Origin of the sequence: Acinetobacter sp. XH1741, assembly GCF_041021895.1 — a bacterium.
Classification (GTDB): domain Bacteria; phylum Pseudomonadota; class Gammaproteobacteria; order Pseudomonadales; family Moraxellaceae; genus Acinetobacter.
The window spans coordinates 31,367-45,254 of record NZ_CP157429.1; the positions used below are offsets into that span (position 1 = coordinate 31,367).

At 38.8% G+C, this 13,888-nt stretch carries 14 protein-coding genes and 4 pseudogenes; 6 read left to right on the top strand and 12 right to left on the bottom strand.

Features of this window, described 5'->3' with window-relative positions; translation table 11 throughout:
- Positions 1-41 precede the first annotated feature (41 nt).
- Positions 42-449 carry a Cd(II)/Pb(II)-responsive transcriptional regulator gene (cadR, locus tag ABLB96_RS18550; protein ID WP_001219642.1) on the top strand — a complete coding sequence of 136 codons (408 nt, stop codon included), beginning with the start codon at positions 42-44 and terminating at the stop codon, positions 447-449.
- 246 nt (positions 450-695) lie between these two features.
- Here cadR and ABLB96_RS18555 read toward each other — a convergent pair.
- Both ABLB96_RS18555 and ABLB96_RS18560 read right to left on the bottom strand, forming a co-directional pair.
- Positions 696-1,349: pseudogene (locus tag ABLB96_RS18555) on the bottom strand (IS5 family transposase).
- 251 nt (positions 1,350-1,600) lie between these two features.
- Complete coding sequence (locus ABLB96_RS18560; protein WP_004658364.1) at positions 1,601-1,822, bottom strand: helix-turn-helix transcriptional regulator; 222 nt, start codon at positions 1,820-1,822, stop codon at positions 1,601-1,603.
- A 194-nt stretch (positions 1,823-2,016) separates the two neighbouring features.
- Here ABLB96_RS18560 and ABLB96_RS18565 point away from each other — a divergent pair, with 194 nt between their 5' ends.
- Entirely contained in the window at positions 2,017-2,268 is a 252-nt protein-coding gene (locus ABLB96_RS18565) for a hypothetical protein (protein ID WP_000937271.1), read from the top strand.
- 276 nt (positions 2,269-2,544) lie between these two features.
- Here ABLB96_RS18565 and ABLB96_RS18570 read toward each other — a convergent pair.
- A pseudogene (locus ABLB96_RS18570) lies at positions 2,545-2,766 on the bottom strand (antitoxin HicB).
- Positions 2,767-2,799: 33 nt separating this feature from the next.
- Positions 2,800-3,999: an integrase arm-type DNA-binding domain-containing protein gene (locus tag ABLB96_RS18575; protein WP_000059636.1), complete on the bottom strand. Its 1,200-nt coding sequence runs from the start codon at positions 3,997-3,999 to the stop codon at positions 2,800-2,802.
- Between the two features lie 299 nt (positions 4,000-4,298).
- Here ABLB96_RS18575 and ABLB96_RS18580 point away from each other — a divergent pair, with 299 nt between their 5' ends.
- On the top strand, positions 4,299-4,730 hold the full coding sequence (locus tag ABLB96_RS18580) for a PPC domain-containing protein (protein ID WP_000684953.1): 432 nt from the start codon (positions 4,299-4,301) through the stop codon (positions 4,728-4,730).
- A gap of 414 nt (positions 4,731-5,144) precedes the next feature.
- On the opposite strand, the gene ABLB96_RS18585 is transcribed toward ABLB96_RS18580, so the two are convergent.
- A complete protein-coding gene (locus ABLB96_RS18585) occupies positions 5,145-5,783 on the bottom strand; it encodes a glutathione S-transferase family protein (RefSeq protein WP_000631290.1) in 639 nt (212 codons plus the stop codon).
- A gap of 15 nt (positions 5,784-5,798) precedes the next feature.
- Positions 5,799-6,818, bottom strand: a complete 1,020-nt coding sequence (locus ABLB96_RS18590; RefSeq protein ID WP_000859510.1) for an NADP-dependent oxidoreductase — start codon at positions 6,816-6,818, stop codon at positions 5,799-5,801.
- Between the two features lie 145 nt (positions 6,819-6,963).
- Between ABLB96_RS18590 and ABLB96_RS18595 the strand changes: the two genes are divergently transcribed.
- Positions 6,964-7,569 carry a TetR/AcrR family transcriptional regulator gene (locus ABLB96_RS18595; RefSeq protein WP_000805351.1) on the top strand — a complete coding sequence of 202 codons (606 nt, stop codon included), beginning with the start codon at positions 6,964-6,966 and terminating at the stop codon, positions 7,567-7,569.
- Positions 7,570-7,676: 107 nt separating this feature from the next.
- On the top strand, positions 7,677-7,907 hold the full coding sequence (locus tag ABLB96_RS18600; RefSeq protein WP_001088959.1) for a hypothetical protein: 231 nt from the start codon (positions 7,677-7,679) through the stop codon (positions 7,905-7,907).
- Positions 7,908-7,990: 83 nt separating this feature from the next.
- Here ABLB96_RS18600 and ABLB96_RS18605 read toward each other — a convergent pair whose 3' ends face one another.
- The 3 genes from ABLB96_RS18605 to ABLB96_RS18615 form a co-directional block, all read right to left on the bottom strand.
- The gene (locus ABLB96_RS18605) at positions 7,991-9,118 is read right to left on the bottom strand and encodes an alkene reductase (RefSeq protein ID WP_000655283.1); all 1,128 of its coding nucleotides are present in this window, start codon (positions 9,116-9,118) and stop codon (positions 7,991-7,993) included.
- A gap of 203 nt (positions 9,119-9,321) precedes the next feature.
- Positions 9,322-9,999 (bottom strand): type 1 glutamine amidotransferase domain-containing protein, encoded by a 678-nt coding sequence (locus tag ABLB96_RS18610; RefSeq protein WP_000697979.1) that lies wholly within the window; start codon positions 9,997-9,999, stop codon positions 9,322-9,324.
- An 85-nt stretch (positions 10,000-10,084) separates the two neighbouring features.
- Complete coding sequence (locus ABLB96_RS18615) at positions 10,085-11,242, bottom strand: iron-containing alcohol dehydrogenase (protein ID WP_000931663.1); 1,158 nt, start codon at positions 11,240-11,242, stop codon at positions 10,085-10,087.
- 160 nt (positions 11,243-11,402) lie between these two features.
- Here ABLB96_RS18615 and ABLB96_RS18620 point away from each other — a divergent pair.
- Positions 11,403-11,633: pseudogene (locus ABLB96_RS18620) on the top strand (IS3 family transposase); the annotation flags it as partial.
- Between the two features lie 208 nt (positions 11,634-11,841).
- On the opposite strand, the gene ABLB96_RS18625 reads toward ABLB96_RS18620, so the two are convergent.
- The 3 genes and pseudogenes from ABLB96_RS18625 to ABLB96_RS18635 all read right to left on the bottom strand — a co-directional run bounded on the left by ABLB96_RS18625 (position 11,842) and on the right by ABLB96_RS18635 (position 13,878).
- Positions 11,842-12,144 carry a putative quinol monooxygenase gene (locus tag ABLB96_RS18625; RefSeq protein ID WP_000920558.1) on the bottom strand — a complete coding sequence of 101 codons (303 nt, stop codon included), beginning with the start codon at positions 12,142-12,144 and terminating at the stop codon, positions 11,842-11,844.
- A 334-nt stretch (positions 12,145-12,478) separates the two neighbouring features.
- Positions 12,479-12,781: pseudogene (locus ABLB96_RS18630) on the bottom strand (alpha/beta hydrolase-fold protein); the annotation flags it as partial.
- Entirely contained in the window at positions 12,745-13,878 is a 1,134-nt protein-coding gene (locus tag ABLB96_RS18635; RefSeq protein ID WP_369030299.1) for an S-(hydroxymethyl)glutathione dehydrogenase/class III alcohol dehydrogenase, read from the bottom strand. The gene ABLB96_RS18635 and the pseudogene ABLB96_RS18630, both read right to left, overlap by 37 nt.
- Positions 13,879-13,888: the final 10 nt, after the last annotated feature.

Genomic DNA, 13,888 nt, shown 5'->3' on the forward strand with positions numbered 1-13,888 from the left:
ATAATGTCAATAGCGTAGAGAATCCGTTGCGGAGGAACCCGATGCGTATTGGTCAGTTGGCACAGTCAGTAGGGGTAGATACACAGACGATCCGCTTCTACGAACGGCAGGGCTTGTTGCCGCCGCCTGGTCGGCAGGAGAACGGTTACCGTGTCTATACCGAGAAACACGTTGAGCGGCTGGCCTTTATTCGTCGCTGCCGCATCCTGGATCTGTCACTGGCAGAAATTCACGAACTAAAGCGCTATCAGGACGACCCTCATCAGTCCTGTACCGCTGTCAATGCCTTGCTCGATGATCACATCTCTCATGTGCGCTCGCAGATAACCGCTCTACAGGCGCTTGAGAAACAACTCGTTTCACTAAGAGCGCGTTGCAACGATGACCGGGAAGTTAAGGCGTGTGGGGTTCTTGCTGGAATTAGCGAGGGAAGCATGCATCAGCAGTAGGTTGGAGTGCCAACCAGATAATCCGATGAGATGCCGGTTTGCCTCACTCTCATGCAAAGGTAAGATCAACCATTTAATCCGCTTACCCTATTTTTTTTTGCTTTCACCTTATCCAAAATTCACCACCCCATAATTGAAAATATTTTGAATTATAAGCCCTTAGGGTGCTCATAATCCATAAATCAATTTCGAAGTTCTTTGTTGCATAAAGCCTTTAAAGATTGAGTTTTCCTAAGCAACTCAAATTTAAGTTACAACTCGGGTATTAGGTCGGCCTAATTCCATAAATCTGTTGAGGACTGCTACGCGAGCATGAATTTCACTCATCTGACTAGGAAAGCTTCTTGCCATTAATTTATCGCCTAATAATTTGATGCAGTGCATCTTTGTTTCGACCAAACTTCGGCGATGATAGCCTGACCATTTTTTCCATAGTGTTCTACCTAGCAGGGTTTTAGTATCTATACCAATATGAAGTTTACGCCATTGGCGACGATATTTCGGCTAATGCTTTTTACGTTTCCATTCACCTTCACCTAAGAACTTCAAATCCGTGGAATCAACGAGTAGATGCAGTCCATTGCAACTCTTTTCATAGCTAATTTGAATATCAATATGCTTTTGTCTTCTGCGAATGGTTGAATAATCCAGAGCTGTCCAATCTAATCCGCAAAGTTTAATCAAGCTTTGGACAAAGCCAGTCACCATGCATACAGAAAGACGAAATAAGGATTTAATCATGAGATAGCACTGAATGGCTATGTCAGAATAAGTTTGATTTCGACCATGTTTTCCTTGTGACTGCGAATATCATTGAATCTTAGTATCAAACCAAATTGTAAAATTACCATGATTGATCAAAGCATGATTGTAGGATGACCAATTCGGTGTACGATAAATTTAGGTGTAGGCTATTGCTGTATAAGACCTTATCGGTAGGTTTGCGCAACAAGGCCTCAAAATCCCACCTTAAAATGCAAATAGCAAAAAAACTCTACCATTCGATTGATTTCATTTTAGAAGTAATGAAATTAGTATCTGTTTGTAATGATATTTTATAAAATTCAATATTAGATCTGCAGAGAAAAACTTATCAAACTAAGTATTGGCTAGTCTTTTTCTTCGAAAAACTTATCAAACGAAGTATTAAGTTAATCTTTTTCTTCAACTTCTTCCTTAAACTCAAACAAATCATTCATCGTACAGTTAAAGTACTTACACAACTTATCGGCGACTGGTAATTCAATACGTACAGCACGGTCATAATACATACTTGTGAGCGTGTTGCGATTGATACCTGTTGCATGCACCACTTCACTTAATTTTAAAATTTTTCTATCGCCCATGAGGCTAGATAACTTACAAGTAATCATATTTAAATTAATTTACAAAAAATAACTTGCTGTGGGTTATTTGAAGTTGTTGCCTGAGTAATACTTTGCTAAAATTAACCTACAGCAGGTTATTACAACTTATAGAAAGTATATTTTATCCATTTCAATTAAATTATAACTTTTTAAATATAAGGATTGAACCTGCATTAGATTTTTTTGTGGAGATGACCGCCGTGTTACCAAATGAGTTATTAATCAGCCAGCAAGCTCGTGACTTAGGAAATCAATTAATTAAAGAAATGAACATCAATAGAAGTTATGGATTGGCTAATTTTCTTGGAGTAAATACTTGCTATGATAATCATCAGGCTGTACTTATTTGGACATTTCAACTGCTAGAAAGAGAACCTGCCTTAAATGAATTAGCAGAAATTAAAAAATATTTTCTTTTAATCTTTCCAGATAGTGTTTATCAATTAGCCTAAGTTATTTTTAAAAATTATTTTTTTTATATAAAAACACTAAATCAAAGAAAACTTTCTTTTAAAATACCTATTAATTCAAATTCATACGATTTACAGAGTATATGAAGCATAAATTCTTGTTCCTGCTTTATCACTCACTCCTACTAGACCTTAGTAAAGACTAAAATTACATAGCTCTTTTTACTGATACTAAACGATTCATGCCCACACTACGTTCTGCAGCTTCGAGGGCTAGTTTTTGTTGAACCACTGAGAACAAGGACAATAAATTGCCTACTATATTTTTCCGGAGAGTGGTGTAGGAACTTTTTCATTATTGCTAATCATATCAGCGACAACATCAGCAACGAGCTCCTCTATTCCTGAGAATGCTTTAGACTGATCCGCATCATGCTAAGACAATGATGGAAACTCAGCACACAACCCAACATACCCATTATCTTCAGCTGACCATTTAACACGGTAAGTATATTGTTTACTATCCATTTGACACCCCATCATGTTTTAAGTTTATGTATAAAAGTACGATTTTCACTTACTAGTACTTAAATAATCACCCCACCACTGCATCATTTCAGTCCGTTGAGCTAAATAGTCAGCGTGATTATAGCTGGCACGGGTACGGTTCTTATCAATATGTGAAAGTTGTGCCTCAATCCAATTATCTTGGAACAAACCTGAGTCATTCAAAATGGTACTAAAAGTAGAACGTAATCCATGAGAAGATAGTTGATGTTTGCCATACCCCATCTTACGTATGGCCATATTTAGAGTATTAAAATGAATCGGTTGATTGTGTTTGCGAGGGCTAGCAAAAAGGTATTTTTCACCGTATGACCACTGCATGACGTCTTTCAAAATCTCTAAAGCCTGATTTGAAAGTGGAACTAAAAAATCTGGAATCTCATGGCCTAATATGACTTTTCGTCGAAACTGTTTAATATGCAAGGCAGGTATTTTCCAGATTTTTTCATTTAAATCAAAATGATGAGGCTCAGCCAATAACAATTCGGCCCCTCTCACGCCAGTATGTAATTTGAACATCAGTGCTTTTTTAATAATGGGATGGGCATCCAATTTTTGTAATTTATTCTTAAAATCAGATATTTCCTCCGCTTTCAAATACGGATAATTTTTCTTGATTTTGCTGTTAATGGTGATTTTATTTAAACCATGAGCGATGTTGAACTCACAATAACCCATCGCTACAGCGTAGTCATAAATTTGGTTCAAATAACTACAAGCTTTTTTGACAGGTTCTTTTACTTGGCGTCCCTCTATTTTTTTGATTACTGAAACCAGGTCATAGCGCTTGATGTTTTGAAAAGGTAAATCCTGAAGGTCTGGATAAATATCTTGCTGTAAGCATCTTTCTGCTAACTGTAGTACACCACAGCGGGGTAGATCGTTGAAGGCATTCTTCAGTTTGAACTGTAACCACTCCTCCCCGACCTTACCAAAGGTGATAAGATTAGAGGCAGTATCATGTTCAAAACAGAAATTATTGTCTTTAAAGTCATCTCTGACTTGTCGTGCCTTTTTCAGCGATAAATCAGGATAAAGACCTAACTGAATGCGTCGACGTTTTTTAGTTTGTGGATCTGTATAGCGATAGCACCAAGATTTTCTTCCACTCGGCTCAATCTTCAGGCTAAGCCCATCTTCATCGGATAAAAAACAGGTTTTTTCCTTGCAATGAGCTTGGCGAACTTTAATATCAGTAAGACTCATGGAATTTAAATGAAACCTAATAAGGGGTTGATTGGATCAATTATATCAAAATAGAACGCTTTATATATGATGCGTATGATACGCATCATATATTTTTATAAGTATTTGTTAAATAAAGTTTATATATAGATTGGCTATTCCTTAGTGACCAATTAATTAACCATTGATTTCGCAAGTCTTAAATTAACATTTGAAGTGCAACTCTATGTTATGACTATTCACAGTTCTGTTCCATGATTCATGGTTACTTATTACTTATGTTACTATGTCAGGGGCGATACAAGAATTAAGGTAACCTTATGAAAATAGCGAATACGAAATTACTAGCTGGTGCTTTTATGACCCTAACTTTAACTATGCTTAGCCCTGCCGCACTTGCAAATGATAACAATGATATACGAAAGACTGTTGTAGTTAAGTTTGCTAAAAAAGCTTACTCTGCAAATTATTACGGAAGGATAGATGGATACAAGTATGATTCCTACAAATTTTATGCTAAAAAAGGGCAAAAGTTAAAAGTGAGGTTGACTGGAGGAAATGTTGAAACTTACTTATGGGGTAATCAATTAAAAGACTCCATCAATCTTGGAGAATATTCTCCAAAGCTTGATGATAATGGTATTTATATTTTACCTGCTTCAGGTGAGTATGAAATTAGAGTATTACAACCTAGATCACAGGCAAGAAAAGATAAAAAACCTCAATACTGGATGAGTATTAACATTAAATAAAGACTTGCTAGATTCGTTTAAACTTTTATACAAGGGTTCAAAAACTATTGCCAGTTAAACGGGGCGTGATTTTTACGTATATGCGTTTATGTTAGTAAAATGATGTAGTTTACTTGTTTAATACCCCGAGGAATAATTTAATCTTGCTGTGCGTTAGTCACGTTTCTTTCTTTCAGAAGTTGATTATATCTTTCAACGTAACCGTCGTGATATTCAAACTCTTTTGATAGGAATTTGATGGGAAGAATAGGCGAAACTTGTCTTAAATAATGGTAATTCCTTATCTTTAAAATAGAGAACGCCCGATGAAATTCATTAGGCGTTTAATTTAAATAAGTGTCAGCTTATTTTATAACTAGATGTACTTGACAATCACGATTCTTTTTCTAAATTGCCTTTAAAAAATCAATCTTGCTATTTTTGACTTTTCACACCATTTTGTTCAATTTGTACTGCGGCTTGCCAGCTAGGTAGTTGGCTTAAACCTGCTACATAACGTTGGATATGGGGATAATTTTCACCTTGTCCCATATGATAAACTAAAGCATGTAGTCCAAAGCCCATCATAAAGTCAGCACCGGTTAAACGGTCTGCCACTAGAAATTCTTTATCTTTTAAATATTCATTTAAATGGCCGAATACTTTATCGAACTCAACTTGAGTATAATTTTCTAGAAATACCAACTTCGTACCCTGCTTGGTTTCAATCGCATTAAACGTTTTTAATAAAAATGGCAGCATGGCAGAGCTTTCTGAGAAATGAATCCACTGTAGATAATCGACATAGGTAGGTTCATCCATATCTGGTGCTAAATGCGGCGCAAGTTTCTGAATTAATAACTCAACGATTGCGCCTGACTCTGCAATAACTTTGCCATCCCATTCCAATACTGGAGATTTCCCTAAAGGATGGATGTTTTTTAAAGATTCAGGGGCCAAATGCGTGCTTGAGTCACGATAATAGCTTTTCAGCTCATAGGGCTGCTTGATTTCTTCAAGTAACCACAAAATGCGAAAAGAACGTGATTGATCTAAATGATGTAGTGTAATCATAATATTCCTATTTTTTTAAATTTTTACAACCACTTTGCCAAAGTTTTTGCCTTTTAACATACCATTGAAAGCATTGATCGTGTTATCTAAACCTTGCACCATATGCTCTTTATATTTGATTTTTCTGTCTTTCAACCATTCAGACATTTGCTGATTGAATTCCGGATACTGATTGCCATAATCATCAAAAATAATAAAGCCTTGCATGCGAATACGCTTTCTTAAAAGAGTGGAAATAAAGCCAGGTAAACGGTCTGGCCCTTGTGCTTGCTCGGTAGCGTTATACTGCGAAACCACACCACACACCGGTACACGTGCCGCAGAGTTAAGCAATGGCCATACCGCATCAAACACTTTACCCCCTACATTCTCATAATAAATATCAATACCGTTGGGAACTGCTTGTTGTAATTGTTCTGCAAAATTTTCATCATGATAATTGATACAAGCATCGAAGCCGAGTTCTTGTACTGCATAATGGCATTTTTCAGCCCCACCTGCGACGCCAACCACGCGACAACCTTTAAGTTTGCCAATTTGTCCAACTGTAGCACCAACAGGTCCCGTTGCAGCTGCAACGACTAAAGTTTCACCGGCTTTAGGCTGACCAATGTCCAACAACCCCATATAAGCAGTAAAGCCAGGCATCCCCAAAATACCCAATGCCCAAGATGGATGTTCGGGTTGCATACCTAAGCTTTGACATGCAGTCCCATCAGAAATTGCGTAGCCCTGCCAACCATTTCCAGAAAGAACCCACTCGCCTTCTTTGAATTTTGGGTTTTTAGAGGCCATCACTTGACTGACTGTTCCACCGACCATCACTTCGCCAATTTCAACCGGTGCTGCATATGAGGGAGCATCACTCATGCGACCACGCATATAAGGATCGAGTGACAAGTAAATGGTTTTTAACAATATCTCGCCTTGTTTAAGTTCATTGAGCTCAACTTGCTCAATACGAAAATCGCTGTGTTTTGGCTCACCCACTGGCCGTTTAGCTAAAACGATGCGTTGATTAATAACTGTTTTCACACATATAACTCCATGTTTTATTTAAAAGTATTTCTCTTCATAATCAAAAATTATGATTAAAATTTCTTTACATCCATTGTAGATGAGTTATAATAAAAAACAATACGACTGGTCTATTTTTTTTACAATAGAGTAAATAATTAATATGAAGCCTACTCCTATTAAAAAGTCTGAAGCGAAGCGCTTACACATTCTTAACACCAGTTCAGACCTGATTTTGCATAAAGGTTTTACTGGCGTAGGATTACAGGAAATTTTACAGAGCTGTGAGATCCCCAAAGGCTCGTTTTATCATTATTTCCAATCCAAGGAAGCTTTCGGATGTGAATTGGTACAGCATTATGTGGATAATTACCAAGTCCGTTTAAATGATGTATGGCGTAGCGATAAATCCCCTTATCAAAAGCTGATTGAGTATTTTAATTTATGGATAGAAGATCCTGAAACACACTGTGGTTGGGCGAATAGCTGTTTAATTGTGAAACTTGCCGCAGAAGTTGCCGATCTATCTGAAGATATGCGTTCCATTATGTCCGCTGGCGTGGATGATGTAATCCAACGTATTGCTGGTTTAATTGATTTGGGAAAACAGGATCAGTCTATTCAAGCAAATACTGAGGCCTCGACGTTGGCACAAGTACTTTACCAAATGTGGTTAGGTGCAGCATTACTGAGTAAGTTGCAAAAAGATAAAACACCATTACATCAAGCTCTGAGAGCAACTAAATTTCTATTAAAAAGTGAAGATTGATAAAATTTAGATTAAATATCAATTACATAATTAATGACAGCAGCCCAATGATTAGTTATTAATGTGTTGCTATTAGATTAATTTACAATCCATGAGTATAGCGCACAATGAATTCTTCTCCTAAAGCCCTCATGACTCGTATTTTAGTCGGATATTTAGGCTTATATCCCACACTATTACTGGTACTCACTTTATTAAAGCCAATTACTCAGCATCAAAGTTTCCCGATGATGGTGTTGATTGAAGTCATAGTATTAGTGCCAGTAACGCAACTGATTTCTTTCCCACTGGCAGGTTGGCTCATTACACAGCTAAAAATTTTTAAGAATTTGTTTTAATAAGAATTTATGCTGGCAACAGCAATCCTAAGTCCTTATTTTGCCAACCACAAAGGTTGGCAAAATAACTCACTTAGTCAATATTAATCTGCGTAAGCTGGATAATCAATATAGCCTTTTTCCGTCCCACCATACATAGTGCTTGCATCTACTGCATTCAATGGCCAGCCATTGGCGATGCGATCGGGTAAATCTGGATTCGCAATAAATGGGCGTCCAAATGCAATTAAATCGGCCAGCCCTGCCTTTAAAATTCGAGTCCCTCTTTCTGCCGTATATCGACCTGCATAAATAATCCGACCACTGAAAGTGTCTCTGACATCTTTACGAAAATTATGAGGAAGTTCTGGTGCATGATCCCAATCAGCTTCTGCAATCGATAAATAGGCAATCCCAACTTCTTCAAGTATTTTTATGGCTTCAATATAAGTCACATGTGGATCATCTTCAACCAACCCCATATAAACACGATCTTCCTCTGTACTTTCAAATAGCGGGGCAAAACGCACTCCTAAACGATCTGCACCAACCACCTCAGCAACTGCCTGTACTACTTCACGTAAAAAACGCAAACGATTGTTTAGTGATCCACCATATTCATCTTCACGGTGGTTACTATGTGCAGAGATAAATTGATTTACCAAATAACCATTTGCACAATGAATTTCAACCCCATCAAAACCAGCAGCCAATGCATTACGCGCTGCTTGAGCATAGAGTTGCACTAATTCTTTAACTTCTGCATTGCTTAAAGCACGTGGCATTGAAGGATCAGCCAAGGCCCCTGCATTGGGCCCGGTTTCAATAAAGACTTTAACATTACTATCAGCCCTAATAGCCGAGGGCGCGACCGGTGATGCGTGATCGGGTTGCAAAGATGTATGTGAAACACGCCCAACATGCCAAAGTTGTGCAAAAATAATGCCTCCTTTAGCATGCACTGCTTCCGTCACTTTACGCCATCCAGCAATCTGTTCAGGGCTGTAAATACCGGGAGTCCAAGCATAGCCTTGACCACGTGGCTCGATTTGCGTACCTTCGGTCACCATAAATCCTGCCCCGGCACGCTGTTGATAATAGGTTGCCATCAGTTCATTTGGAATATTCCCTGGCTGAGTACTACGCGACCGCGTTAATGGTGGCAATACAATACGGTTTTGCAAAACATAAGGGCCTAAGCTTAAGTTTTGAAAAAGTTTGCTGTCTTTCATTTCATTGAATCCAAGTCATCATGGCTTAATTGATCTAAATTAAAAAAAATAACCTTCCTTCCTGTATATAGAAAAATAAAGGAAGGAAAGCTATTCACTCAGGCCCTTCACCATTAAGTGAGGGTTATTTTGCTTATTGCGCCAGTTGCTCAGAGTCAGAAGTTTATTCACTGCTAAGCACCACAACAGAGACTAGCTACTCTTTATTTCAACAATTGAAGTAATGCTGTAGCGGTTGCAGCAGAAGATGCTGGATTTTGTCCAGTAACCAGCAAGCCATCTACTTGAACATATACTTGCCAATCATCCACTTTAGAATAATGACCACCGTTTTCTTTAAGCATGTCTTCGACTAAAAATGGTACAATTTCAGTCAAACCTACAGCGGCCTCCTCAGTATTGGTGAAACCAGTCACTAATTTACCGCTAACTAAAGGCGCTCCATTACTCGCTTTCACATGTCGAAAAACACCCGGGGCATGACACACTGCTGCAACAGGTTTGCCAGACTGAATCGCCTGTTCAATCACAGAAATTGAAATCGGATCTTCTGCTAAATCCCACAATGGGCCATGCCCGCCTGGATAAAACACTGCATCATAATCAGCTACAGAAATTTCGCTAAGTTTATGCGTCTGTGCCAATGCTTGCATTGCAGTTGGATCAGCTTCAAAACGATGAGTGGTTTCAGTTTGCGCATCGGCCAAATTACTTTTCGGATCTAGTGGTGGCTGCCCACCTTGAGGCGACGCCAGCGTAACTTCAGCACCAGAGTCAATAAAGGTGTAATACGGTGCAGCAAGTTCTTCTAGCCAGAAACCTGTTTTCTTACCAGTATTGCCAAGTTGATCATGTGAGGTTAAAACGATTAAAATTTTCATGTTATTTCTCCGATATTTTTCAGGATTGAGGAGCATTGTTGCATGATCACTTGTCGTGTAACGTGACCATGACAGATACGCTTATTTAGATACTCGTCTCGAGAATTTGGCGACTGATCTCTAATGAAACAGTTTTATGTTCGCCTAGCTGTGTAAGATTGTGTGATTTAAGTTGCGTAATGATGATCTCAATATCTGTCTCCCCCAGTCCATAATCGCTAAGACGAGTCGGCAATCCAAGTTGCTCAAAGAAGGCTCGAGTACGAGCAATAGCAGTATCAATACGTTGTTCTTCATCACCTTCGACAATCTGCCAGACTCGAGCTGCATACTGTAGTAATTTTTCTCGCTTCTCTTGACGACGCACTTGTAGATTGGCCGGCAACACAATGGCCAAGGTACGAGCATGATCAATACCATGTAAAGCCGTGAGCTCATGCCCAATCAAATGAGTTGACCAATCTTGTGGTACACCAGCTCCAATTAGCCCATTCAGTGCCATGCTAGCAGCCCACATCAAATTCGCACGCGTGTCATAATCTGCTGAATCTTCCAAGATTTTCGGTCCAATCTCAATCAGAGTTTGCAATAGACCTTCGGCAAAACGATCTTGTACTTGTGCATTGACAGGGTAAGTTAAGTACTGTTCCATGACATGAACAAATGCATCGACCACGCCATTTGCTAATTGGCGCGTCGGCAAGCTAAAAGTTTTATTCGGATCCAGTACGGAAAATTGCGGAAAAACATAGGGGCTGTTAAATGACAATTTGGCTTGGGTCGATTTTCTGGTTACTACCCCACCGCTATTCATTTCTGAACCAGTTGCCGGAAGGGTGAGTACACTCGCAAAAGGCAAAGCTTGAGTAATTTTAGTACCATGGGTTTCTAAAATCTCCCATGTATCCCCTGTATAATTGACTGCTGCTGCAATAAATTTAGTACCATCAATTACCGATCCGCCACCGACAGCCATCAAGAAATCTATCTTTTGTTCTCGAATCAGCTCTACAGCTTTCATGAGGGTTTCATAACTCGGATTCGGCTCAATTCCGCCAAATTCATGAATTTCTCTTGCACCTAATGCTTCACGCACCTCAGCTAAAGTACCATTCTTACGTGCACTTTCACCACCAAACAACATTAATACTTTTGCTTCTGTAGGCACATAGTCATTGATTTTAGCTATTGTATCGCCACCAAAAATAATGCGAGTCGGATTATAAAAGTTAAAATTCAACATATTTTTATCCTAGGATGATCAGCTAATTGATTTGAAAAACCACCGTTATTCATCAAATAAACTTTAAAAAAATTGGACAACACTGCGGCTTTTGACTGCACTATGTGCTAACTATACACAAAAATAGACCAGTCGTCTATTTTTATAAAAATTATTTCAGCTTGCCGACCTTAGTGATGGTTAAACACATTCAGGCTTGTTCTATACCACTTTTATTATTGATGTATTTTCACGAGCGATTGTTGAATGGAAGGTATCAACACGCATGACTACTGACATGGTCGTGAACGCATTGGCTAAAGCAGTGAATGGCTCATACAAAATAGCAATGATTAAATATTTTAAAAGCAGATTGGCACGGTTTAGCAGATGTACAAATGCGACAGTAAATTAGATAGATTGGTTCAATATAAAGCGTGTAAATAGTTGCATTTGTTTATTTACCCTGTTTTGGATATTGACCCTTGTAAATGATGAGATTAAGCCATTAAATAAAGTAGCCCAACTTGAATAGAAAGCCTCTGACAAACATCATAGGGTTGAAGTGCTGCCTTACATTCAAAATTTCAGACAGCACCCTCATACATTTAAGCATCGGTTTAAGCTGGTAGTTTACTCGCCAAAACATCTACTTTTTCAATAGACGGTGGCTCTGAAAATAGCTCTTCGGCCTGAGCCATCAACGCAGCTGCAACCTTGCCAGATAAATGCGCTTGGCGACCCGCCTCATCAGGAAATGCATCAAAAATACCAAATGTTGTAGGTCCAAGACGTAGGCCAAACCACGCAACTGTCGCAGGTTCTTCCATTACAATAGGTAAACCGGCTTTAAGAAAAGCTTCCACTTCGTCTTCTTTACCCGGTTTAGCTTCAAGACGGACATATAAAGCTGTTTTAAGCATGACTAAAACTCCATAATTGATTAGAATTCAAACTGATTCTGACATTGCTAATGTATGCATGTCAGAAAGTTTTGTTGTATAAAAGTTAGAAAAAATTCCCATAGCTGAGCCAAAATTTAGGTTTTTATTTCGACATAATGCTATGAATTTATTCAAGTTAATATCATTAACATTTGAATCAAAAAATCAAGATATGAGATGATTAAATTCAATCTTATTTATATAAGGATCAATTGACTCTACCTTAGCTTTATAAGCTGACCTCTTCATCTGGAAATTATATTGCTCAAGAAGCATTCAAGAACAATATTGTACATCCTCATATCTATGAAAGTTATTTAGCTAGGAATTTGCTGTGAAACTCTATATGTTTCTCTATAAAGCTCGCAATGAAGTAATAGCTATGGTCATACCCTTCTCTTAGGTTAAGTGTAAGAGGATATTCTTGTTCCAAACAAATATCACTAAGAAGCTTAGGCCTTAACTGTTCTTCAAGAAAATCATCAGCTGTTCCTTGATCGACTAAAATAGGTAAATGAACTTCAGCGTTTTTGATTAATTCAATCGCATCATAGCTTTTCCATAAAGTTTCGGTTTCACCTAGGTAGTGTGTAAAAGCCTTTTTCCCCCAAGGTACTCAGTACGAATTGACTTACCTTCATGCATTAGATCAAAGGCTTCATTGATCTGATCCAAGCCCATCGTATGTGTCACAAATGGTTCTAATTGAATTTTACCTTTCATGGCATCTTCAACCATTCCTGGAAGTTGCGTACGACCTTTTACGCCACCAAAGGCAGAACCTAGCCATTTACGACCAGTAACCAGTTGGAATGGACGGGTAGAGATTTCCTGACCTGCGCCAGCTACACCAATAATTACGGATTGTCCCCAGCCACGGTGTGCACTTTCAAGGGCTGCACGCATTACATTCACGTTGCCAATACATTCAAATGAATGATCTACACCCCAGCCAGTCATTTCGACAATGACTTGCTGGATTGGTTTATCGTAGTCTTTAGGGTTCAAGAAGTCCGTTGCACCAAACTCTTTTGCCAGCGCAAATTTATCTGGATTCATGTCAACCACAATAATACGCCCTGCTTTAGCTTGACGTGCGGCTTGTACGACTGCCAAACCAATACCACCTAAACCAAAGACCGCAACACTATCACCTTCTTGTACTTTAGCCGTGTTATGTACTGCACCGATACCGGTTGTTACCCCACAACCCAGTAAGCAGACATGTTCGTGATTGGCTTCAGGATTGATTTTAGCCAATGATACTTCTGCCACTACAGTGTATTCACTGAACGTTGAGCAGCCCATATAGTGGTAAATCGGTTGACCATTGTAGGAAAAGCGAGTGGTACCATCTGGCATTACGCCTCTACCTTGAGTTTCGCGAACGGAAATACACAAGTTCGATTTTCCAGATTTACAGAATACGCACTCGCCACATTCAGCAGTGTAAAGTGGAATAACATGATCACCTGGTTTGACGCTAGTCACGCCTTCACCAACCTCAACTACAACACCAGCACCTTCATGCCCGAGAATAGCCGGAAAAACGCCTTCAGGATCATCGCCAGATAAAGTAAATGCGTCTGTATGACACACACCAGTATGGGAGATCTTGATTAATACTTCACCTTTCTTCGGTGGTGCAACATCAACCTCAACAATTTGAAGAGGTTGACCAGGACCAAACGCAACAGCAGCACGTGACTTCATGGAATAATTC

Coding starts and splice junctions, on each gene's coding strand:
- cadR (WP_001219642.1), top strand. CDS start 42: ATGCGTATTGGTCAGTTGGCACAGTCAGTAGGGGTAGATACACAGACG.
- ABLB96_RS18560 (WP_004658364.1), bottom strand. CDS start 1,822: ATGATTACTTGTAAGTTATCTAGCCTCATGGGCGATAGAAAAATTTTA.
- ABLB96_RS18575 (WP_000059636.1), bottom strand. CDS start 3,999: ATGAGTCTTACTGATATTAAAGTTCGCCAAGCTCATTGCAAGGAAAAA.
- ABLB96_RS18580 (WP_000684953.1), top strand. CDS start 4,299: ATGAAAATAGCGAATACGAAATTACTAGCTGGTGCTTTTATGACCCTA.
- ABLB96_RS18585 (WP_000631290.1), bottom strand. CDS start 5,783: ATGATTACACTACATCATTTAGATCAATCACGTTCTTTTCGCATTTTG.
- ABLB96_RS18595 (WP_000805351.1), top strand. CDS start 6,964: ATGAAGCCTACTCCTATTAAAAAGTCTGAAGCGAAGCGCTTACACATT.
- ABLB96_RS18600 (WP_001088959.1), top strand. CDS start 7,677: ATGAATTCTTCTCCTAAAGCCCTCATGACTCGTATTTTAGTCGGATAT.
- ABLB96_RS18605 (WP_000655283.1), bottom strand. CDS start 9,118: ATGAAAGACAGCAAACTTTTTCAAAACTTAAGCTTAGGCCCTTATGTT.
- ABLB96_RS18610 (WP_000697979.1), bottom strand. CDS start 9,999: ATGAAAATTTTAATCGTTTTAACCTCACATGATCAACTTGGCAATACT.
- ABLB96_RS18615 (WP_000931663.1), bottom strand. CDS start 11,242: ATGTTGAATTTTAACTTTTATAATCCGACTCGCATTATTTTTGGTGGC.
- ABLB96_RS18625 (WP_000920558.1), bottom strand. CDS start 12,144: ATGCTTAAAACAGCTTTATATGTCCGTCTTGAAGCTAAACCGGGTAAA.
- ABLB96_RS18635 (WP_369030299.1), bottom strand. CDS start 13,878: ATGAAGTCACGTGCTGCTGTTGCGTTTGGTCCTGGTCAACCTCTTCAA.